This is a genomic window from Paraburkholderia sediminicola, from assembly GCF_046030555.1.
GTDB lineage: Bacteria > Pseudomonadota > Gammaproteobacteria > Burkholderiales > Burkholderiaceae > Paraburkholderia > Paraburkholderia sediminicola_E.
Window position 1 is genome coordinate 51469 of the sequence record NZ_JAQQCH010000006.1, and the last position, 22463, is coordinate 73931.

Here is a 22463-nt window from a genome sequence, read left to right on the forward strand (position 1 = left end):
TGACGTGAAGTAAAGCGCACCGGAAGGGCAGTCCGCACGCGTGCCGGAATCAGCTGGCCGGCGGCGCCGACAGCTTCGTACCCAGGTTCTGATCCAGATACACCGTCGGATTGTTGCCGGAGCCCGAGAAGTTGAACATGTTCATGATGCTGCCCGCCGTTGCATCGAACGAACCATTGCCAAGGCGTTGACCGCCAAGCCAGTTGTCCTCGATGAACTTGACCACGGACGCCTGGGTGATCGGCGTATCGTCGACGAAGTTGACCTTCGCCCACGGCGACACCACGATAAACGGCGTGCGCGTACCCGGGCCGCAACGGCCGTTCACTGCGCCACCATTCACGCCCTGCGGTTGAACCGCACCCGCTGCCGTACACGCACCCGTGCCGCTCAGGTTGTCAGTGCCGGCCACCGTCGCGCCGCCCGCGGACTGCGCCGTGGTCGAATCGAACGACGAGCTCGTCGGCGCCTTATAGCGGTGATCGTACCAACCGTCCGAATCATCGTAGGCGATGATCACGGCGGTGTTCTTCCAGTCAGGCTGTTGCTGCAGGAAGTTGATCACCTTCGTGACGAATGCCTGCTCGTCGATCGGGTCCGAGTTGCCGGGGTGGCCGTCGCTGATCGCCGGTGCCTTCAGGAAGCTCACGGACGGATAATTGCCCGCCTTCACCGCAGCGAAGAAGTCGTCGGTGTCATACTGGTGGTGAACCGGCGTTGCGGTGTTGTCGAGCGGATCGGTCGCGCCGATCACTGCCGTCGACGAAGGACGCGTATGCGCGAGGTTGGCCGTGGTCGCGTAGTACTGGAACCACGCGTGATGCTGCACGTAGTCGGACTTGGTCGCGTTCAGCACTTGCGAGAATGTCGAGCGTGCGCAACCGGTCGTGCCGTTGGCATTAGTGGTCGTCAGATTGAAGCCGCCCATGAAGCCGCCCCACGTCAGACCCTTCGCGTTGAGCAGGTCGCCGATGTTCTTGTTGTTCGACGACATGGCGCCCGTCGGCGAACTCTTCGCCGCGATCGTGCAGACGTCGCCGGTCGGGTCCAGGTCGCCGGTCATCGTGAAGCCGCCGGTCGAATCCGGAATCGCGTTGGCCGAGGTTCCGCCCGTCACCACGACGCCGTTGTTCTGGCCCGAGACCACTTCAAGCGCACCAGGCGTCGACGGACCGTACGTGTCCGTGTACGCGTTCTGGTTCAGCGCGAAGTTCTGCGCGTAGTTCCACATCGCGGTGACCGTATTGCCGTCGAAGTAGCCGAGCACCTGGCCCTTCGTGCCGAACGCACCGGTGCTGCCGGCAATCGTCGAACCTGCGGCCGTGAACAGCGGGAACGAGTCCATCGCGCCGTTGTTATACGCGAGCTGTTCCGCGGCATACGCGTGGTTCTGGCTCGACGTATTGGCTTGCGAACGATCGAGACGGAACGGCAGCAGATCGGTTGCCGGCAGGCCGAGGCCCGCGATCGCCACGGTACCGACCGTGCGGCCTGCCGTGTTCGGCGAGGTCGCGAGCGCGTTCGGGTTCGCGGTGATCAGGTTGCTGCTGCTGAGGTTGTTGACCGCGGGTGTGCCTGCGGCTGCCGTGAATTGCGGCTCGCCAACCGGGTTGCTGGCTTGCGGATACGTCGCGAAGTAGTGGTCGAACGAGACGTTCTCGCCAAAGATCACCACCACGTGTTTAATCGGCGTGGTCGTCGTGACGGCGTCCTGCGCCGACACCGTGACTACCGGTGTCGATGCAGCCGCAGGCGTCGACGCCGTCGAGCTGACACTATTGTTGCCGCAAGCTGCGAGCGCAAGCATCGCCGCCAACGGGATGGGTAAGAGGGTTCTACGGAACATGTGACTGGCTCCAGATTCGACTTCGCCGTTCAGCGTTTCCAGTGATGCACGTGTGGAGGTTCGCTGGGGATATTGTTAGAAATACAGCTAGTGGTCTTACCGCAAGAAACAGCGCGCATTGAAACACTCGCTGATTAAGATTTGAGGGCGCGAACATTACGCTACCTATCGGGCGCCATTCAATTGAATAACGTTTGCTGTCGTTACGCTTTCGATTGCCTGCGATGTGAAGACCGTTTGGTTGGCTACGACGGGCACGCATCGGCGCGTTTCTTGCCCATGCCAATCAAAGCGACAGATTTCTCCGGCTGCTGCGTTCAACAAGAAACGGAGCCGCTTAGGAATTCAACTCTTATGGGAGAGAGCAACATGATGTGGAGCCGCGTGCCTTGAGCGAACGCGATCCCGATGCGGAACTGCTGGCAGGGGTTGCGCGACAAGACCCGGCCGCCGTGCGCTCGCTCGTCGCGCGCAAGTTGCCGCGTCTGCTCGCGCTCGCCACGCGCATGCTGGGAGATCGCATGGAAGCGGAAGACGTGGCGCAGGAGGTCTTCGTGCGGATATGGAAACAGGCTTCGCGCTGGCGGGAAGGCGAGGCGAAGGTCGATACGTGGGTACATCGCGTCGCGCTCAATCTTTGCTATGACCGTTTGCGCGGCCGCCGCGAAGTCCCGTACGACGACATGCCCGACGAGATCGACCCTGCCGCGCTGCCCGACACCACCCTCGAAGCGCGCGCCCAGGACGAGCGCGTTCGCGAGGCGCTCGCCGCATTACCGGCACGCCAGCGCGAGGCGCTGGTGCTCAACTATTACCAGGAGATGTCGAACATCGACGCTGCCGCCCTGATGGGCATCACGGTCGATGCGTTGGAAAGTCTGCTGGCACGCGCGCGCCGCAATCTGCGCGCCCAACTGGCCGGCAGCGGCCTTAGCAAGGACAAGTCATGACGCCCGAAAGATTCCATCAGATCGTCGAAGCCTACGGTGCTGATCCGCGCCGCTGGCCGCAACAGGAACGCGCAGCGGGAGAGGCCTGGGCCGCGGCGCATCGTGCCGAGGCCGATGCGCTGCTGGCGGACGCGGCCGGCATCGACGCGTTGCTGGCGGCCGACAAGGTCGATCCGCCGGGCGCGGCGTTGCAGCAGCGCATCATCGGCAGCGCACCGGTACGGCAGCCGGCCGCGCCGCGCCGGCGCTTGTGGTGGTCGGGCGCGGCGGTGGCAGGCGTCGGACTGCTCGGTGGCGTGGCCGGTGCGTTTGCGGTGTCGTTCTTCGTGTTGGCAGGGGCGGTTCCGCAAGTGCACGAGTCTTCTTATTTAACTTCGAGTTTCGGCGGGTCGTCCGCCGATTGGAGCGGCGAATGAACGGCCGGTCATGGAAAATCGTGCTGGTGGCTTCGCTGGTGCTCAACGTGTTTCTGCTGGGTGCGATTGTCGGCGGTGCTTATCAGTGGTTCGCGGCGCGTGGTGCGATGACGCCGGTGCTGGCACAGCAGCGCACGGCGCTGCGCTTCGCCGCCGAAACGCTGCCAGCCGAGCGTCAGAAGGCCTTTATCGACGGTTTGAAGAATGCACGCCGCGAGGGCAAGGACTTCGCCCGCGAGGGGCGCGAAGGGCGGCACGACGTATTGCGTCTGCTCGCCGCGCCGCAGTTCGATCGCGCGGCGCTGGACGCAGCACTGGCCCGCACGCGTGAGGCCGACAGCAGCTTGCGTGCGCAAGTGGAAGGCAGTGTGGCTGATTTTGCGGCGACGTTGTCGCCCGAGGAGCGCGTCGAGTTCGCCGACAGCCTGAAGCTGCGCGGCCAGTGGCGTGAGCCGCAGCCGGCGGCCAATGCGAAGAAGGCACAAAAGCCGGCTGCAAGCGGTACCTCGAGTGAAGCTTCTGGCGGATAAAAAATTCTCGGCGGGCGCGACGGATTTCAGCGTGGCGGTCGTTTAAAGAAATATCCAACGCCGAAGAGGACGGTATGGCTACCTCACCGAACATGAATGCCGCGGCGATTGCGCTGAACCGCTTCGGCCTTGGTGCCCGTGCCGACGACACGCCGCCCGCCGACCCGAAAGGGTGGCTGCTCGCCCAGTTCGAGCAGTATCAGCCGCGGCCTGCCGCATGGGCGAGCCAGCCGGATTCGGTGGCGCTGTCCACGGAGCTGGCACAGCAGCGCATGCAGCTGAATCAGCTAAACCGGCAGAATCCACAGAATCCGCAGAACGCCAGCGAAGGCGCGAGCGCCAATCAGGCGAATGTGCAGACCAATGCACAAACCAATGCGCAAGCCGCTGGCCAAAGCACAACGGAAACCCCTGCCCAAACTGCTAAGCAAGCCGAACGAAAAGCGCTGCGCGGCGAAGTTCTCGACATGTACCGTTCCTCGGTGAACGCGCGGGTCGCGAGCGCACTGACCACGCAGACGCCTTTCATCGAACGGCTGGTTCATTTCTGGTCAAACCACTTCGCGGTGTCCACGGAAAAACCGGGCGTCGCCGCACTGGCCGGCTCATTCGAAGCGGAAGCGATCCGTCCGCACGTGCTCGGCCGTTTCGAAGACATGCTGGTCGCGGTGGAACGTCATCCAGCCATGCAGTTGTTTCTCGATCAGACGCGCTCGGTCGGACCGGACAGCATGGCGGCGATGCGCGCCGCGCAGCGCAATCCTGACGTCAAACGTGGTCTGAACGAGAATCTGGCGCGCGAAATCATGGAGCTGCACACGCTCGGTGTGCGCAGTGGCTATAACCAGGATGACGTCACCGAATTCGCCCGCGCGCTGACCGGCTGGAGTCTGGCCGCCAACCCTGGCAACCCTGGCAACCCTGGCAATCCGAACAATCCCGGCAACCCGCTTCGGCAGCGTATGCCGCCGAACGCCGCCCCCGGCACGTTCGTGTTTCGCACTGCGCTGCACGAGCCGGGCTCGAGAACCATCATGGGTCGCCGCTATGACCAGCCGGGAGAAGAGCAGGCGCTGGCGATCCTGCACGACCTCGCGAGCGCGCCCGCGACGGCCCAGCACATCGGCGGCAAGCTCGCCCGTCATTTCGTCGCGGACAATCCGCCGCCGGACGTGAGTGAGCGGCTCGCGAACGCGTTCGCGAGCAGCGGTGGCGATCTGCCGACCGTGTACCGGACGTTGCTCGACATGCCGCAAGCGTGGTCACCGGTCGCCGTGAAGTTCAAGACGCCGTGGGAGTGGACCATTTCTTCGATGCGCGGGCTCGGCTGGCAGGACATCGGCAACATGCAGACCGCGCCCATTCTGACGCAGCTCGGTCAGCCGGTATGGCGACCGGGTTCGCCCGCCGGCTACGACGACATCGCCGCGAGCTGGGCGGCGCCCGATGCGCTCGTGCGCCGGGTCGAAGTGGCGCAGCGCTTTGCGTCGCGCGTCGGCGACCGGCTCGATGCGCGCTCGCTCGGCCAGACTTTGCTGGCCGGCTCGCTTAGTGCGCCGACGGCTACGGCTGTGTCGCGTGCCGAAAGCGCGTCGACGGCGATTGCGCTGCTGCTGGTCTCGCCGGATTTTCAACGGAGATGAACGCCATGCTTTCACGCCGCAAATTTCTGAGCGTCGCCGCTGCAGGCGCGGGCGCGATTCTCGTGTCGCCGCAGATCGTTTTTGCCAGCGTCGCAACCGATCGCCGTTTCGTGTTCGTGATCCAGCGCGGCGCGGCCGATGGGCTGAACATCGTCGTGCCGTATGCCGAACCGGCCTACGCGACACTGCGCGGTGCGCTCGCAATCGACCCATCCAAAGCGACCAGGCTCGACGGCACCTTCGCGCTGCATCCCTCGCTCACGCAGATCGCCGCCATGTACGCGGATCGTCAGGCGCTGTTCGTCCATGCGGTGGCGTCACCATATCGTGACCGCTCGCACTTCGACGGGCAGAACGTGCTGGAAACCGGCGGCACGTCGCCGTATCAGATGAAGGACGGTTGGCTTAACCGGCTCGCCGCATCGATGCCCACCTCGCGCGAGAACGCGATCGCCTTCGCGCCGACCGTGCCGATGGCGCTGCGCGGCAAGGCGGCGGTGACGTCATACGCGCCCTCGGGCTTGCCGCAGGCGCCTGACGATCTGCTCACCCGGGTCGCGCAACTGTACGACCAGGATGCGCAATTGCGGCCACTCTGGGAGTCGGCAATGACCGCGCGCGGGCTTGCCGGCGACGCCGGTGCGCGTCAGGACCCGGCGAGCCTCGGCAAGCTCGCCGCTGGCTTTCTGTCACGCGACGACGGTCCGCGTATCGCGATGATCGAAACCGGCGGTTGGGACACGCATACCGCGCAGAACGCGCGCCTCGCCAATCAGTTGAAAGCGCTCGATACGATGCTCGCGGCCTTGCGCGACGGCATGGGTCCGTTGTGGAACAGGACCACCGTGGTGGTGGCCACCGAGTTCGGCAGAACCGCCGCCGCCAACGGCACGGGAGGCACCGACCATGGCACCGGTTCGGTTGCGATGGTGTTGGGTGGATCGGTGGCGGGCGGACGCGTGCTCGCCGATTGGCCCGGCCTCAAACCGGGCGACCTTTACGAAGCGCGCGACCTCAAACCGACCATGTCGCTGGATGCGTTGATCGCCGGCGTCGCGAGCGAAAGCCTGGGACTCGATCCGCAACGCACGGCCAGCACGCTGTTTGGCCAGACCGCGGGAATGCGGCCGGTGACCGGGCTCGTGCGTGCATAACTTAATTATCACCAGGGAGAGCAAATGAAAATCAGATCGAATATTCGCGCCATGTCGCTTGCAGGTTTGTGCGCCGCGTTGTTGTCAGCCTGTGTCGTCGAACCGGCACGGCCACCGCAACCCGCGCCGCTCGTCGAGGTGGTGCCGGTCGCACCAGCGCCGGGCTATCACTGGGTGAAGGGCCACTATCGCTGGGAAGGCAATCATTGGGCGTGGATACCGGGACACTGGGCGGGCTGATCGCGGCACCGGGCGTGTTGTCGGCTGATGACGAATGGGGCACGTGATACGTCTAATGCGTCTAATACGTCGATTGCGCGCAATCGCGCCTGGGTGAGCGTTTCAAATAGCGGGACAAAATCAGGACGATGGGCACCGCCGCAGATTGGTTCTTGCGGTGCTGCCCATCGCAACCCGTCGTCGTTCATCCATCGCCTGGCGCGATTAACCTCCGCCGCCTTGCGTGCCGAGGGTCAGCTTGTTGTTCACCGATTTGACGCCGGCAACACCCTTCGCCACTTCCTCCGCTTGCGGAATCTGCGCACCGTCAGGCACCGATCCAGTCAACGTTACCGCGCCGCCGCGGGCCCGGACGAACACGTTCGACACATCAAAACCCTGCGTTTTCGCCAAAGCCTTGCGTACGGTCAGACCCAACTTGCGGTCCGCGCTCTTTACCGACTTCGCACTCGGCGCCGGTGCCGCCATGGCATCCGACGCCATCGCGTCGCTCGCCTGGGCATAGGCACTGGATGCAGTCGCCACACACAATGCGATACCGAGTGCCTTCAATAGATTGACTGTTTTCACGTTTTCTCCATTCCTCGAAAAGTTGATTTCGCATCGTTGCATGCAAAAAACCACGCGCTTGCAAGCACTTTTCCGCCTGCATGGAGTTCACTGTCTTGTAGAAGAGTGACGTTGTGAAGCTCCCAGCGCGCTTAAACAATACTCCAGCAAACGCGCCAGCGTTGAAAAAACTGTCCCATCCGCCCAGTGCACGATTCGCCTATCATGGCGGCTTCGATCATCAAAGGCGCTTCGCAGATGGCTGACGGCGTACAGCAACAACTCCACGAACCACGCACGGATGCCCCTGCATCGTCGATCGATTACGGCCTGTGGGCATTGACCTTCAGCTACGTGCTCAGTCAGTTTTTCCGCAGCTATATCGCCGTGATCTCCACTCAGCTGATCGGCGATTTCCATTTCTCGCCGCAAATGTTCGGCTGGTTCGCGGGCTCGTTTTTTCTCGTCTTCGCTATCGCGCAACTGCCGGTCGGCATCATGTTCGACCGCTACGGCGTGCGCGGACCGACCGCAATGTTGATGGGCATCGGCGCCGCGTGTGCCGGCATTCTTTCGATGACCACGAGCGCCACCGTTGCGCTCGTCGCACAAGCCGGCATCGGACTGGGTTGCGCGCCCATCTTCATGGGGCTGCTCAATTACGTACTGCATTCCGGCCACGGCACGCGCAATGTGCGCGCCGTCACGACGGCGAGCGCGATCGGCATGGCGGGGGCGCTGCTGGCCGCGTTTCCGCTGAGCCGGGCAACCGCCAGCTTCGGCTGGCGTCCGGTCATGGTCACGGCGGCACTCGCCATGCTATGCGCGACGTTTGGCGTCGTATGCTTCGTGCGCCGGCGCGATGCCGCCGCGCATGAGCACAATCTCGCTGCATCGCAGCACGCGGCAAATGGAGTGAAACGGCGCACCGGTTTCTGGACCTTGATGCCGGCTTGCCTCGCGCTCTCGGTCGGCAGCACGTTCCGAACCTCGTGGGGTGGGCCGTATCTTGCTGACGTATACGGTTTCGACGTTATCGCGCGCGGCAATGCGATGACCGTCACCAGCGTGATCGGCATCGCCGCATCGTTCTGTATTCCTGTGGCCGTGCGGTTCTGCGCGCCCAAGCTTATTTCGCTGCTGTGGTTGATCGCCGGCGTGCTCGCGGCCCTGGTGCTCGCTGTCAGTCCGGACGGTAACTGGCTGCTCAGCGTGGCATTGATATGCGTGTTGTTCTCGGTCGGCTCGATCCATCCGCTCGTCATGTCGCAAGCGCGCGCCATCATTGCGCCACGCCGGCTCGGGCTCGGTTTGGGCCTGCTCAACAGCCTCGTCTTTCTCGGTGTGGCCCTGACCAGCAGTTGCTTCGGCTGGATCGCGGGTGCCGCAAAACAGGCGCATCTATCGAACGCGGGGATCTACTCGGCACTGTTCGCCGTGACTGTCGTGCCGCTTGCGGTCGGCGCGGTGGTTTATTTTTTCAGCCCGGTGGTCGCTGCGCCGAAAGAAGAAATCTGAGCAACGATGTGCGTTGTACTGTCGTGTACGGTCGTGTACGGTCGTTAAGCCAGCGTCGAACTTCAGTTCAGACACGTCGTCACAAGGTGTCTGCACCGATTTCGTGCGCACCGTCACTCCGGACTATAATTTCGCAGCCCGGTTCACCCTCGATCCGGACCACGATGTGTCCTTCAGATGGTGCCGTTTCGCGGGAGCGCGTTTCATTTTGAACAAAACCCATAACAGCCCGATAGATAATCCGGTCGACGTCCCGAACACCGGCGACGCTGCGCAAAAACCCGCTGCGTCCACGAGAACCAATCCGGTCCTCGCGAGCCGGACCGCACACGAGGCACACAAAGACGACCGGCATTTCGTCACGGCGCTCGCGCGGGGACTCGAGGTGCTGGCGTGTTTTCGCTCGGGCGACAAATCGTTGAGCAATCAGGAACTCGCATTGCGTTGCAAGCTGCCGAAATCGACGGTATCGCGCCTGACGCATACGCTTACGCTGCTCGGCTATCTGATTCACCTGAAAGAGAGCGGCAAATACCGGCTTGGTACGGCTTCGCTTGCGCTGGGCAGCGCGATGCTGGCACGGCTCGATGTGCGCAAGATTGCCCGGCCGGTGATGCAGGAACTGGCCGACATCTCCGGGGCAACGGTGTCGTTGGGTACGCGCGACCGGCTCTCGATGATCTACGTGGAAAATTGCCGGGCCTCGGTTGCGCTCACGCTGACGCTGGAAGTCGGTTCGCGTATTCCGGTCGCCACATCGGCGATTGGCCGTGCATGGCTCGCGGCGATCCCTGAACACGATCGTCTCAGCTTCATGGAACAGGTACGTGAGCTCGATCACGTCGCGTGGCCGAAAACCCGTCGCGGCATCGAGCATGCGCTCGAAGACTACCGCACGCTCGGCGTGACGACTTCGTTCGGGGACTGGCAGAAAGAGGTGAACGGCATCGCACGCGCTTTCCAGCCGGGTGGCGAACTGCCGATCATGGCGATCAATGTCGGCGGCCCTTCGTTCAAGCTCTCGAAAGAATTCCTGCTCGAAGAAGTGCGGCCCCGGTTGATCGATGTAGTGACGCAGCTGGAACGCGCGCTGTCGCATTGAGCGGTATTAAGCGGCGTCCCGCCACACGGAGCCGCGTCCAGCCGAATAGCGTCGCAACACTCAGAACCACTGGGGCGCCATGCTGAGCGTCGTATCGTCGAGGCCGCGCAGCGTGGCAAGCATGAGCGAAACGCGCGGCAATTCCCAACGGAAGAACCACTGGCAAGCATGCAGCTTGCCCCGATAGAAGTCACTATCGGCGCCGCTTTTCGCATCGGGTAGCGCAGCGCTTGCGACGAGTGCCTGCCGCAACCATGTCCACGCAATCACGATATGGCCGAATGCTTCGAGAAAGGCATTCGCGTTGGCGAGCGCGCGGTCGCTTTCGCGGGCCAGCGTAGGCAACAATGCTTCGACCGTGCCCGTCAACTCGCTCCATGCCGCGCTGAGTGAATCGGCGTGCGCCTGCAGCGCCGGATAAGCTCGTGACGATTCAACGCTACGCTGTATTTCGCGTTCCAACTGTTTGAGCGCAGCGCCTTGTTTCATGACCACTTTGCGGCCCAGCAGATCGAGCGCCTGGATGCCATGCGTGCCTTCGTGAATCATGTTCAGGCGATTGTCGCGATAGAACTGTTCCACCGGATATTCACGCGTATAGCCGTAACCGCCGTGAATCTGGATCGCCAGACTATTCGCTTCGAGGCACCACTGCGAGGGCCACGATTTCACCACGGGCGTCAGCAGATCGAGCAGCAGGCTCGCTTCGGCGCGCGCCGTCTCGCTATCGCCGGTATTCTGTTCATCGACGAGGCGCGCCGCGTATAGGCATAGCGCGTATGCGCCTTCCACGTAGGCCTTTTGTGCGAGCAGCATGCGGCGCACGTCGGCATGTTCGATCAACGGCAATTGCGGATCGAGCGGGTTCTTGTTATCGGGGCGGCGTCCTTGCGGCCGTTCGCGTGCGTAGTCGAGCGACGCCAGATAGCCGCGATAGCCGAGCATGACTGCGCCGAGCCCTACGCCGATGCGTGCCTCGTTCATCATGTGGAACATATAAGCGAGACCGCGATGCGGTTCGCCCACCAGTTCGCCGATGCATTCGCCGCGTTCACCAAACGACAGCATCGTCGATGTCGTGCCGCGCCAACCCATCTTGTGAATCAGCCCCGCGAGCGCGACGTCGTTGCGACCGCCGAGGCTGCCGTCGTCGTTGACGTGGAACTTCGGCACCGTGAAGAGCGAAATGCCCTTGACGCCCGGCGGGCCGCCGGGAATACGCGCCAGCACGAGGTGCACGATGTTCTCGCTCAACTCGTGATCACCACCCGAAATAAAGATCTTGTTGCCGCGGATCGAATAGGTGCCGTCTTCGTTGGGCGTCGCACTGGTGACGAGATCCGAGAGGCTCGAGCCCGCTTGCGGTTCGGTCAGCGCCATCGTGCCGAACGCGCGGCCTTCGAATAAGGCTTGCAGATACTTGCGTTTCTGCGCGGCGCTGCCGAAACGTTCGATCACGTTCGCATTCGCCGTGGTCAGCATCGCGTAAGACGAGGTGGCGATGTTGGCGCTCTTGAAGAGCGACAGGCATGCAAAGGAAATTACCGAGGGCAACTGCATGCCGCCCCATTCGTAATCTTTACCCGCCGCGAGGAAACCCGCGGAGCGGAACGCGTCGAGTGCTTCCTTGACCTCTGCGCGCATGGTGACACGTTGGCCGTCGAACTGCGGCTCGTGTTCGTCCGAGAGGCGGTTGTGTGGCGCGAACTTTTCGGCTGCAACCGCATGAGCCGTTTCGAGGGCCGCGTTGAAGGTCTCGCGGCTGTGGTCGGCGTGGCGCGCGCGCTGTGTGAGCGTCTCGGCCTCGAGCACTTCGAACAGCTGGAATTCCAGATCACGCGAGTTGATGATCAGCGCATCTTGCATGGGAGAGGACCCGTCTAAAGGTGAGCCGCTATGCAGAACAGCTACGCGACAAGCGCAAAAACACATGAGTTCGCACTGATGCGGCCCGATTGAAAAGCACGGCATTCGGGTAAGTCCCGATGAGCCGTCCATCGCCGATGCGAGTCAGTTTAAATCAAAAGTGAATGAGCGTGCTTTTATTTACACGCCGAATTTCGGCACGTATGATGGTCACATAATCTGGAATATAAGTCTGCATTGCAGAACAACTTGGAGGAGCGTCGTAATGTCTGTGAAAGACCTGTTTCAACTGGACGGCAAGGTTGCACTGATCACCGGTGGCTCTCGCGGGCTAGGCCTGCAAATGGCCGAGGCGCTGGGAGAAATGGGCTGCCGCGTGGCCATCACTGCGCGCAAGGCAGACGAACTCGCCGAGGCGAAATCGCATCTGCAAAGCCGGGGTATCGAGGTGCAGACAGTGGTCAACGATCTGCAGCGCTTTGAAGGTATCCCTGGTCTGGTGGATGAAGTGCTCGGCCTGCATGGTGGTATCGACATTCTCGTGAACAACGCCGGCGCGACATGGGGCGCGCCCGCCGAGGACTATCCCGACGAAGCGTGGCACAAGGTGATGAACCTGAATGTCCACGCGCCGTTTTTTGTCGCTCGCGAAGTCGGTAAGCGCAGCATGATTCCGCGCCGTGCCGGCAAGATCATCAATATCGCCTCGGTAGCGGGCCTGAAGGGTTCGCCGCCCGGCATGAACACGATTGCGTACAACACGTCCAAGGCCGCGGCGATCAACTTCACGCGGGCGCTCGCGGCGGAGTGGGGCAAGTACAACATCAACGTCAACGCGATCTGCCCGGGCTTTTTCCCGTCGAAGATGTCGGCGGGTTTGCTCGACAAACTCGAAGACACCATCATCTCGCGCACGCCTTTGCAGCGTCTAGGCGGCGATGAGGATCTCAAAGGCCCCGTCGTGTTCCTCGCGAGTGAGGCGTCGCGTCATATCACCGGGCAGTATTTTGCGGTGGATGGCGGCTCGATCATTGTTTGACTGATCGGTTTCGAGGCACGGCGCGAGCGAATTGCCGCGCTTCGCTCGCGTACAAAACAGCTTTGCATGGGACCGGAGTAACCGCTAAAGCGCTAACTCCGGTCGACCGCTTTGCATGGGACCGGAGTAACCGCTAAAGCGCTAACTCCGGTCGACAGGAGACGCCGTATGGATTTTCAGCACTCGGACAAGGTCAAGAGTTTGCAGCAGCGCCTGAACGCTTTCATGGACGAATACGTCTATCCAGCCGAGGCGATCTTCGAAGCGCAGATGGATGCCGCACGTGAATCCGGTAACCGGTGGCAGCCCGCGCCGGTGATCGAGGAACTGAAAGAGAAGGCGAAGGCCGTCGGCTTGTGGAACCTGTTCCTGCCCGAGTCGAAATACGGCGCGGGCCTCACCAACCTGGAATACGCGCCGCTGTGCGAAATCATGGGGCGCTCGCATATCGGTGCGGAACCGTTCAACTGTTCCGCACCGGACACGGGCAACATGGAAACGCTGGTGCGTTATGCCACGCCCGAGCAGCAACAACAATGGCTGTTGCCATTGCTCGACGGCACGATCCGCTCAGCATTCGCGATGACAGAACCGGAGGTGGCGTCGTCGGATGCGACCAATATCGAAGCACGCATTGAACGCGACGGCGACGAATACATTCTCAACGGCCGCAAATGGTGGACCTCCGGCGCAAACGATCCGCGCTGCAAGGTGCTGATCTTCATGGGCAAGTCCAACCCGGATCATACGAACCGGCATCAGCAGCAGTCGATGATTCTGGTGCCCAAAGACACGCCCGGCGTGAAAGTGCTGCGTCATCTGCCCGTATTCGGTTACGACGACGCCCCGCACGGTCATGCCGAAATCTCGTTTGAAAACGTGCGCGTGCCGGCCAGCAATATGCTGCTCGGCGAAGGCCGCGGCTTCGAGATCGCGCAAGGGCGGCTCGGACCGGGCCGCATCCATCATTGCATGCGCCTGATCGGGCGCGCCGAGCGCGCATTGGAAGCAATGTGTCGCCGTTCGCTGGAGCGCGTGGCGTTCGGTCGGCCGATCGCCGATCAGGGCGTCACACGTGAAAGGATCGCGAATGCCCGCATCATGATCGACCAGACGCGTTTTCTGGTGCTGAACGCGGCGTACAAGATGGATACGGTCGGCAACAAGGACGCGCGTCAGGAAATCGCCATGATCAAGGTGGCGGCGCCCAGCATGGCGTGCCAGGTGATCGACTGGGCGATGCAGGTGCATGGCGGCGGCGCGGTCAGCGACGACTTCGGCCTCGCGCGCGCGTATGCGAGTTCGCGCACGCTGCGTTTTGCGGATGGCCCCGACGAGGTGCACCGCAACGCCATCGCCAAGATGGAGCTTGGGCGCCACCTCGGGCGTTGATGAAGCGCCTGCAGTTGACGCCGTTGACTCATTAGCCGGCGCATCCGCTAGACGGCGGATGCGAATGAAGCGCGTACCCTCGGTGTGAAACGCGCACAGACAGTAAGCAGGAGACGCCCATGAACGAACGCCATCACCCGCATTGGCCGCCGCAAGTGCCACTGCATCTGACGTTGCCCGAGACCAATATTTTCTACAACGCCGAGGTGTCGGCGGCGCGCTTTCCCGACAAGCCGTTCATCGTCTTCTACGACACGCCCGTCACGTTCGGCGAATTCAAGGACGAAGCCGAGCGCATCGCGGGATTCCTTCGGCAGGAATGCCACGTCAAGGCGGGCGACCGCGTACTGCTCTACATGCAGAACAGCCCGCAATGGATCATCGCTTACTACGGGATCCTGCGCGCGAACGCGGTAGTGGTGCCGGTCAATCCGATGAACATGAGTGGCGAGTTGGTTCATTACGTCGAAGACAGCGGGGCGACGACGATCATCGCGCCGCAATGTCTGTTCGCGAACGTCGAGCCGTTGATCGGCACCGGGCCTGGTCAGGGTATCGAGCACGCAATCGTTGCGACGTATAGCGACTACGTGAAGCGGCCGTCGCCGATTCCCGTGCCGGAATTCGTGGCGGCGCCGCGCAAGACCTTCGATATTCCCGGCGTCACGCCCTGGCGCGAGGTGCTCGAACGGCGTATCGCACCGGGTCCGCTCACCACCGGGCCAGACGACCTGTGCGTGATGCCGTATACGTCCGGTACGACCGGCAAGCCGAAGGGCTGTATGCACACGCACCGCAGCGTGATGAGCACGCTGCTCGGCGGCTGCGTGTGGTTTTCGGCGCCATCGGACGGTGTCTATTTGTCGATATTGCCGTTCTTTCACGTGACCGGCATGCAAGGCGGCATGAATAGCGCGGTTTTCTCCGGTGCAACGATCGTCGTATTGCCGCGCTGGGATCGGGAAGCGGCGGCGCAATGCATGCAGAAATATCGCGTGACTGCGTGGCAATCGATCACGGCGATGATGGTCGACTTTCTCTCGAACCCGAAGCTCGGCGAATACGATCTGTCGAGCCTGACGGGTGCGCGCGGCGGCGGCGCGGCGATGCCGGATGCCATTGCCAGAAAGCTCAAATCGCTGACAGGGCTCGACTATGTCGAAGGCTACGGCATGTCCGAAACGATTGCCGGCACACACATCAACCCACCGCATCGGCCGAAACCGCAATGCCTGGGCATTCCGGTGTTCGATGTGGACTCGCGCGTGATCGACCCAGCCACGCTGCAGGAACTCCCGCAAGGGGAAACGGGCGAGATCGTCGTGAACGCGCCGCAGGTCATGCAAGGCTACTGGCGCAATCCGAAGGGTACAGAAGAAGCGTTTATCCAACTCGACGGCAAGCGTTTTCTGCGTACCGGCGACCTCGGCCATGTCGACGAGGAGGGGTATTTCTTCATGACCGATCGCCTCAAGCGCATGATCAATGCGTCGGGCTACAAGGTCTGGCCCGCGGAAGTTGAGGCGCTGATGTACCGGCATCCGGCGATTCAGGAGGTATGCGTGATCGGCGTGAAGGACGCGAAGCGCGGCGAAACCGTGAAGGCGCTGGTGGTGCCTGCTGCGCCACACGCCGGCACGATCAGCGAGCAGGACATTATCGACTGGTCGCATGAGCAGATGGCGGCTTACAAGGCGCCGCGTATCGTCGAGTTCGTGGCGTCGCTGCCGAAGTCGGGGAGCGGCAAGATTCTGTGGCGCAAGTTGCAGGAAGAGGATGCGGCGCGTACGGCGGCGGCCGATGAGAGCAACGGTACCCGGGGAGGCTGACAGCAATGGGCTGGCTCGAAGCGTTATTGGACGAACCGTTCGTCTGTATCACCGACATGCTCCGCCGTTTCGCCAGGGAACGCGGTGAACACGCGGCGTTGATCTGCGACGGCGAGGTGGTGACTTACGCCGCGCTGGACGCGCGAGTCGACCGCTTTGCCGCAGCATTGCAGCGCGACGGCATCAAGCCTTGCGATGCGATTGCGTTGTGCGCGGCCGCCTCGGTGGAATACGCCGTGGCGTTTCTCGGTGGCCTGCGGGCAGGGGCGGCGGTTGCGCCGCTCGCGCCGTCGTCGAGTGCGGCGAGTCTTGTCAGCATGATCGGCAACTCGGGCGCGCGGCTCCTGTTCCTCGACGCGGACGTGAAACGTCTGCTCGAACCGGTGGCAGCAGAAATCAGCGCAATCCCCGTGGCGTTAGATGCGCACGCAGGCAGCACCGCGCTCGAAGCGTGGCTCGCACCGAACGGTGCTACGCCTGAAGCTGTCGCGATCGATCCCGCGTGGCCGTTCAACATCATCTATTCGTCAGGCACCACGGGTACGCCAAAAGGCATCGTGCAATCGCATGGCATGCGCTGGGCCTACGCGGTGCGCAGCATTCTGCGTGGCTATGGCCCCGACGCCACGACGTTGATTTCCACACCGCTATATTCGAACACAACGCTAGTGAGTTTCATGCCGACATTGACCTTCGGCGGCACGGTCGTGTTGATGCCGAAATTCGACGTTTCGCGTTATCTCGAACTTGCACAACAGTACCGCGCCACGCACACGATGCTGGTGCCGGTCCAGTATCAGCGCCTGATGGCGCATCCGGACTTCGACCGTTACGACCTGTCCAGTTTCCAGGCCAAGTTCTGCACGAGCGCACCGTTTGCCGCGAGCGTGAAGGCGGACGTGGTGCGCCGCTGGCCGGGCAAGCTCACCGAGTACTACGGCATGACCGAAGGCGGCGGCTCGTGCCAGCTGGAGGCCGACGAATTCCCCACCAAGCTGCATACGGTCGGCAAACCGATGGAAGGTCACGATATCCGCCTGATCGACGAGCTCGGCAACGAGGTGGCAGCAGGCGAGGTCGGCGAAATCGTCGGCCATTCGCCCGCGATGATGTCCGGCTACTACCGTCAACCGGATAAGACGGCCGAGGCGGAGTGGTACGACCCGGGCGGCAAGCGCTTCATCCGCACGGGCGATATGGGCCGCTTCGATGCAGACGGTTTTTTGACGCTGCTCGATCGCAAGAAGGACATGATTATTTCGGGTGGCTTCAATGTCTATCCGAGCGATCTGGAAGCGGAACTGTGCTCGCATCCGGACGTCGCGGATGTGGCTGTGGTGGGCGCGCAGTCGGAGCAGTGGGGCGAGACGCCGGTTGCGTTCGTGGTGCGCCGCCCGCTTGCCCAGATCGACGCCGACACGTTACTTGGCTGGGTCAACGCCCGGCTCGGCAAGATGCAGCGACTTTCCGCGCTGACCTTCATGGACGCCTTGCCGCGCAGCCCGATCGGCAAGGTACTGAAGCGCGAACTGCGCGAGCAGTTTTATCCCGCTGGGCGTTGATGCGGTGTAAAGACGCCTCAAAACGCTTGACTACACTAACTGGCAATGGGACAAGGCATGGACAATTTTGAAGGCAAGGTCGCGGTGATCACCGGCGCCGGCTCCGGATTCGGCCGTGAATTCGCACGGCTCGGCACGAAGCTGGGTATGCGCCTCGTACTCGCCGACGTGCAACAGGACGCGCTCGACGAAACGTTCGCGGAGGCGAGCGCAGCCGGTGCGCAGGTCATCGCGCGCCGTGTCGATGTCGCGAAGGGCGAGGAAATCGACGCGTTGGCCCGCGCCACGCTCGACACTTACGGCGGCGTGCATCTGGTCTTCAACAACGCCGGCGTAGGCGGCAGCGGCGGCCTCATATGGGAGAACACCGAACGCGACTGGCAATGGTTGCTCGGCGTCAACGTGTGGGGCGTGATCCATGGCGTGCGGGCTTTCACGCCGCTCATGCTCGAAGCTGCCAAACGCGATCCGGCCTATCGAGGCCACATAGTCAATACGGCTTCGATGGCGGGCATGCTCAATCCGCCGATGATGGGTCCATACAACGTATCGAAACACGCGGTGGTGTCACTGACCGAATCGCTGTATCAGGATCTTTCGCTCGTCACGCAGCAGGTGGCATGCTCGGTGCTGTGTCCGTATTTCGTGCCGACGGGTATTGCGAAGGCGCATCGCAACCGTCCGTCCGAACTGGACAACGACACGCCGCCGACCTTGTCGCAACGTGTATCGCGTGCGATGAGCGAGAAGGCAGTGAGCTCGGGGAAGGTGAGCGCGGAGCAGGTTGCGGGAATGGTGTTCGATGCGATCCGTGAAGAGCAGTTCTATATCTTTTCACATCCGCATGCACTAGCTGCCGTGAAAACGCGTGCTGAGGATATCGTCACGCCGCGCAATCCGACCGATCCGTTTGCCGAGCGGCCTGAAGTACGGGCACAGATTATCGAGGCATTGAAGGGGTAATCGGGGGCGGCGAGAGCCGCCGACTTCAAAAATACGAGGCTTCAAATACGCAAGGTCTCAAAAGCATAAGGTCTCAAAAGCACAAGGCGCCGTGAAACTCACGGCGCCTTTTTTTTGCCTTTCTATTTCTCTATCACGCCGTCACTTTGCCGCTGTCAGCGAGCTCAGCACCGCCGACTTCAACTGACCACCCTGAACCACCGCCGCAACCGGATTGCCGATCACGAAGCCGCCGTGATCGTCGACGCCCGTCACGCTCTGTGGATTCGCCTGCGGCGGCAAGGCCTTGACCGCCTTATCGAACTGATTGCGGATCGCGGTCGCGTCGCTGACGCTGCCGGCCAACTTCATTGCGAGTGCCGTCGCGTAGACCGCGGTGTAGTTCAGCGATACCTCCTGGCTCGGGTCCCGCCCGCCGTGGCTCTTGCGAAAGCGTTCCACAAACATTTTAGCGTTCGGCGTGTCGTCGTTGGCCAACGGCAATACACCGATCGCACCGTTCAGTGCCGCATAGCCGCCGGTGACCTTGGCCACTTCGTCGAGCTTGGCCTGGTCCATCACGATAAAGCCACCCTTGAAGCCCAGCTCGCGCGCCTGCTGCGCAATCAGACCGGTTGGCTCGGACGGACCGCCGATAAACATCACATCGGGCTTGGCCGCCAGCACGCGACTCACGCCGCTGTAGAAATCGGTGGCGCGGTTATACGACATCGCATTGTCCGCGACGACCGTGCCGCCCGCTGCTTCCCATGCGGGTTTGAACGCGGCGACCCAGACCTTGCCGTAGTCGGTATCGGTGGCGGCGAGTGCCACCTTCTTGCCGTACGTCGCCATTTCATACTTGATGAAGGCATTCAGATACGACGTGAACGCGGGCGGAATACGCACGGTGAGCTTGTTACCACGTTCGCTGATCTGCGGCACGCTGGTGTACGAGAGCAGCAGCAATTTCTGCTGCTCGTTGCTGGTCTGCACGGCAAAGCCGCCGCCCGAATGCGGCACGAGCACCACGGCTGCCTGTTGTTCCTGTGCGAGACGGCGAGCGTTGATCGCGGTTTCGGCGGGGTTGTACTTGTCGTCGAGCGGCACGATCTCGAACTTGATCTTCTTGCCGGCCACTTCGATGCCGGCCTGATTGACGTCGGCCGCGGCCATCTGCATGCCTTCGAGCACTTCCTGGCCGTACTTCGCCGCGCCGCCGCTCAACGGACCGGAGTAGCCGATATGCACCACCTGCTGCGCCATCGCGGCGCCCGAGCCCAAGAGCGCAGTCGTGGCGACTGCCGCGCACAGGCCGGCCCGTCCGCACAAGCGTTTGATCGTCATACGTGTCTCCTTTGATTTATAAAATGTGCCCGCGCTCTCGGTCTCGTTGCGCGGGTCGTGCATCACATTCGTTCAGCCGCCGACGTAGGCGCGCCGGATCGCTTCGTTATTCATCAGGCTCGCGTGATCGCCTTCGAGCACGATGCGCCCGTTCTCGATGACATAGGCACGGTGCGCGATCTTCAACGCCGCGAACGCGTTCTGTTCGGCGAGCAGTACGGTCGTGCCGGCGCGATTGATCTGCTGGATCACCTCGAACACCTGCTTGACGACCAACGGTGCGAGTCCGAGCGACGGTTCGTCGAGCAGCAGCACCTTGGGCCGGGCCATCATCGCGCGGCCGATCGCCACCATCTGCTGCTGCCCGCCGGACAGCGAGCCGGCCGGATGGTCCTTGCGTTCGGCGAGAAGCGGGAATAGCGAGAACACCTGGTCGAGATTGCGCTGATTGCCGGTCTTGTCGCCGCGATGCACGTAGGCGCCGAGCGTAAGGTTCTTCAGCACTGACATGCCCGGAAACAGCTTGCGGCCCTCGGGGCATTGAATCACGCCGCTGCGCACGATTTGCGCCGGCGTCATGCCGAGCAGCTCGCGCGTTCCCAGGCGCAGGCTGCCGCTCGCGGCGCGGCGCAGCCCGCTCGTCGCGAGAAAGATCGAACTCTTGCCCGCGCCGTTGGCACCGAGCAGCACCACCAGTTCGCCGTCGTCCGCGTGCAGATTGATGCCGTCCAGTGCGCGAAAGCTGCCGTAATCGAGCGCGACGTTCTCAAACTTCAGCATGTTCGCTCCCAAGGTAAGCGTCGATTACGGCCGGGTTCGCGCGAATTTCAGCGGGCGTGCCTTCCGCAATTTTCTTGCCGTAGTTCAGTACCATGATGCGATCGGCGAGCTTCATGATCATGTTCATCTTGTGTTCGACAAGGCACACCGTTACGCCGTGTTTGACCAGCTTGCGGATCAGTTCTGCGAGGCCTTCGGTCTCTTCGGGATTCACGCCGCCCGCCGGTTCGTCGAGCAGCATCAGGCTCGGTTCGGTGGCAAGGGCGAGCGCCACAGCGGCGCGCTTGCGCTCTTCCTGCGAAATATCGCCGGCCATTCGTTCCGCAATCGCCGACAAACCGACGAAGTCCAACGCCTCGCGCGCCTTCTCGCGGCAAATGCGTTCTTCCTGCTTGAGCCGGGCAGAATGCGTCAGCACGTCCCACAGCCCTGACCGTGTGCGCAGCCGGTGGCCGACGATCAGGTTATCGAGTACGCTGGCCCGGTCGAACAGCGCGGTGGATTGAAATGTGCGCGCCACACCAAGGCGCGCCATCTGATCGGCGCCCAGCTTTGTCACCTCCTGACCTTTGAAGACGATGCGCCCTGAGCTCGGCAGATGGGTGCCGCTGATCAGATTGAAAAAGGTGGTTTTGCCCGCGCCGTTTGGCCCGATGATCGCGTTGATCTTGCCGGCTTCAATATGCGTGCTGACGTCGTCCACCGCGATGAGGCCGCCGAAGCGCTTGCTGAGCGAATCGATTTCAAGCATGACGGTCTCCGCGCGTGGGCTGCGATTGACGCGCGGCTATGCCGTTTTTTGGCGGTGCTAGTTTCGCGCGCCGGCTCTGTCTCGCCATATACAAACCGACGATACCGTTCGGCAGAAAGATCACCAGCAGAATCAGGATCGGACCGAACACGACGAAACGGTACTCCTGCAGAAACTGCAGATATTGCGTGAGCCATGGAATAGCGAGCGCGCCGAGCAGCGGACCGGCGAGCGTGCCGATGCCGCCCACCAGCATGTACATCGTCATGTCGAAGGTATGGTCGACGCCGGCCAGATCCGGTGCGAGAAAGCGCACGGAGCCCGCGTAGAGACCGCCCGCGAGCCCCGCATAGACGACCGACAGAACAAAGGCCAGCACCTTGTTGCGCATCAGGTTGATGCCGAGCGACTGCGCGAGTCCGTCGCTATTGCGGATCGCCATGAAGGTCCGGCCGAGCAGCGAATTGACGATGCGATGCATCAGCCACACGCCGAGCACCAGAAACGCGAACACCAGGTAGTAGAGTGGCCGCGGATTTTCAAACGAGACGATGCCGAAGCCCGAAGGCGCGGGAATGCCGACAATATCCGTGACGCCGTGCGTCAGGCTGTCCCATTTCTCGATCACGAGAAACATGATGTAGCCGACGCATAGCGTGAAAATCGAAAAGTAATGGCCACGCAGACGCAGCGACACGAGGCCGACCAGCACCCCCAGTATCGCGACGACGACGCCCGAGGCAATAAACGCGAGCCAGAACGGCACCTGATGATCGACGGTGAGAATGCCCACCGTGTATGCGCCCACCGCCATGAAGCTGCCGTGCGCGAGATTGAACTGCCCCGTGTAGCCGGTGATCAGGTTCAGCCCGACGGTGGCCAACGCGAAGATGTATGCGGTGGACATCACGGTGAGCATGTAGTCGTTGCTGGCCAGAAACGGAAACACGAGACCGAGTACGAACAGCAACGTCCACCCCAGCTTGCCCTCGAATAATTTCATGACT

At 62.3% G+C, this 22463-nt stretch carries 20 protein-coding genes; 13 read left to right on the forward strand and 7 right to left on the reverse strand.

The window, feature by feature from the left end; genetic code table 11:
* Positions 1-49: 49 nt before the first annotated feature.
* The gene (locus PQQ52_RS11115; RefSeq protein ID WP_408210432.1) at positions 50-1846 is read right to left on the reverse strand and encodes a phospholipase C; all 1797 of its coding nucleotides are present in this window, start codon (positions 1844-1846) and stop codon (positions 50-52) included.
* Between the two features lie 389 nt (positions 1847-2235).
* Between PQQ52_RS11115 and PQQ52_RS11120 the strand changes: the two genes are divergently transcribed.
* From PQQ52_RS11120 to PQQ52_RS11145, 6 genes are all read left to right on the forward strand, one after another.
* A complete protein-coding gene (locus PQQ52_RS11120; RefSeq protein ID WP_408210435.1) occupies positions 2236-2796 on the forward strand; it encodes an RNA polymerase sigma factor in 561 nt (186 codons plus the stop codon).
* Positions 2793-3212, forward strand: a complete 420-nt coding sequence (locus PQQ52_RS11125; protein WP_408210438.1) for a hypothetical protein — start codon at positions 2793-2795, stop codon at positions 3210-3212. The genes PQQ52_RS11120 and PQQ52_RS11125 overlap by 4 nt, the downstream gene beginning before the upstream one ends.
* The gene (locus PQQ52_RS11130) at positions 3209-3742 is read left to right on the forward strand and encodes a periplasmic heavy metal sensor (protein WP_408210439.1); all 534 of its coding nucleotides are present in this window, start codon (positions 3209-3211) and stop codon (positions 3740-3742) included. The genes PQQ52_RS11125 and PQQ52_RS11130 overlap by 4 nt, the downstream gene beginning before the upstream one ends.
* A gap of 74 nt (positions 3743-3816) precedes the next feature.
* Positions 3817-5385 carry a DUF1800 domain-containing protein gene (locus PQQ52_RS11135; RefSeq protein ID WP_408210442.1) on the forward strand — a complete coding sequence of 523 codons (1569 nt, stop codon included), beginning with the start codon at positions 3817-3819 and terminating at the stop codon, positions 5383-5385.
* A 5-nt stretch (positions 5386-5390) separates the two neighbouring features.
* Complete coding sequence (locus tag PQQ52_RS11140) at positions 5391-6539, forward strand: DUF1501 domain-containing protein (protein ID WP_408210445.1); 1149 nt, start codon at positions 5391-5393, stop codon at positions 6537-6539.
* A gap of 24 nt (positions 6540-6563) precedes the next feature.
* The gene (locus PQQ52_RS11145; RefSeq protein WP_408210448.1) at positions 6564-6779 is read left to right on the forward strand and encodes a YXWGXW repeat-containing protein; all 216 of its coding nucleotides are present in this window, start codon (positions 6564-6566) and stop codon (positions 6777-6779) included.
* 204 nt (positions 6780-6983) lie between these two features.
* Here PQQ52_RS11145 and PQQ52_RS11150 read toward each other — a convergent pair whose 3' ends face one another.
* Positions 6984-7349: a BON domain-containing protein gene (locus PQQ52_RS11150; RefSeq protein WP_408210451.1), complete on the reverse strand. Its 366-nt coding sequence runs from the start codon at positions 7347-7349 to the stop codon at positions 6984-6986.
* Positions 7350-7553: 204 nt separating this feature from the next.
* Here PQQ52_RS11150 and PQQ52_RS11155 point away from each other — a divergent pair, with 204 nt between their 5' ends.
* Positions 7554-8846, forward strand: a complete 1293-nt coding sequence (locus PQQ52_RS11155) for an MFS transporter (RefSeq protein ID WP_408210453.1) — start codon at positions 7554-7556, stop codon at positions 8844-8846.
* A 208-nt stretch (positions 8847-9054) separates the two neighbouring features.
* The gene (locus PQQ52_RS11160) at positions 9055-9948 is read left to right on the forward strand and encodes an IclR family transcriptional regulator (protein ID WP_408210455.1); all 894 of its coding nucleotides are present in this window, start codon (positions 9055-9057) and stop codon (positions 9946-9948) included.
* Positions 9949-10008: 60 nt separating this feature from the next.
* Here PQQ52_RS11160 and PQQ52_RS11165 read toward each other — a convergent pair whose 3' ends face one another.
* On the reverse strand, positions 10009-11814 hold the full coding sequence (locus PQQ52_RS11165; protein ID WP_408210457.1) for an acyl-CoA dehydrogenase: 1806 nt from the start codon (positions 11812-11814) through the stop codon (positions 10009-10011).
* Positions 11815-12079: 265 nt separating this feature from the next.
* Between PQQ52_RS11165 and PQQ52_RS11170 the strand changes: the two genes are divergently transcribed.
* From PQQ52_RS11170 to PQQ52_RS11190, 5 genes are all read left to right on the forward strand, one after another.
* Positions 12080-12853, forward strand: a complete 774-nt coding sequence (locus PQQ52_RS11170; RefSeq protein WP_408210460.1) for an SDR family oxidoreductase — start codon at positions 12080-12082, stop codon at positions 12851-12853.
* Positions 12854-13021: 168 nt separating this feature from the next.
* Positions 13022-14245, forward strand: a complete 1224-nt coding sequence (locus PQQ52_RS11175) for an acyl-CoA dehydrogenase family protein (protein WP_408210463.1) — start codon at positions 13022-13024, stop codon at positions 14243-14245.
* Between the two features lie 119 nt (positions 14246-14364).
* Complete coding sequence (locus PQQ52_RS11180) at positions 14365-16074, forward strand: long-chain fatty acid--CoA ligase (protein WP_408210465.1); 1710 nt, start codon at positions 14365-14367, stop codon at positions 16072-16074.
* A 5-nt stretch (positions 16075-16079) separates the two neighbouring features.
* On the forward strand, positions 16080-17636 hold the full coding sequence (locus PQQ52_RS11185) for a class I adenylate-forming enzyme family protein (RefSeq protein WP_408210468.1): 1557 nt from the start codon (positions 16080-16082) through the stop codon (positions 17634-17636).
* Positions 17637-17693: 57 nt separating this feature from the next.
* Positions 17694-18599 carry an SDR family oxidoreductase gene (locus PQQ52_RS11190; RefSeq protein WP_408210470.1) on the forward strand — a complete coding sequence of 302 codons (906 nt, stop codon included), beginning with the start codon at positions 17694-17696 and terminating at the stop codon, positions 18597-18599.
* 141 nt (positions 18600-18740) lie between these two features.
* Here the strand turns inward: PQQ52_RS11190 and PQQ52_RS11195 are convergent, their stop codons facing one another.
* From PQQ52_RS11195 to PQQ52_RS11210, 4 genes are all read right to left on the reverse strand, one after another.
* Entirely contained in the window at positions 18741-19925 is a 1185-nt protein-coding gene (locus tag PQQ52_RS11195; protein ID WP_408210473.1) for an ABC transporter substrate-binding protein, read from the reverse strand.
* Between the two features lie 72 nt (positions 19926-19997).
* On the reverse strand, positions 19998-20705 hold the full coding sequence (locus PQQ52_RS11200; protein WP_408210476.1) for an ABC transporter ATP-binding protein: 708 nt from the start codon (positions 20703-20705) through the stop codon (positions 19998-20000).
* The gene (locus PQQ52_RS11205; RefSeq protein ID WP_408210479.1) at positions 20692-21456 is read right to left on the reverse strand and encodes an ABC transporter ATP-binding protein; all 765 of its coding nucleotides are present in this window, start codon (positions 21454-21456) and stop codon (positions 20692-20694) included. Before PQQ52_RS11205 ends, PQQ52_RS11200 begins: the two co-directional genes overlap by 14 nt.
* A complete protein-coding gene (locus PQQ52_RS11210) occupies positions 21449-22459 on the reverse strand; it encodes a branched-chain amino acid ABC transporter permease (RefSeq protein ID WP_408210482.1) in 1011 nt (336 codons plus the stop codon). The genes PQQ52_RS11205 and PQQ52_RS11210 overlap by 8 nt, the downstream gene beginning before the upstream one ends.
* Positions 22460-22463: the final 4 nt, after the last annotated feature.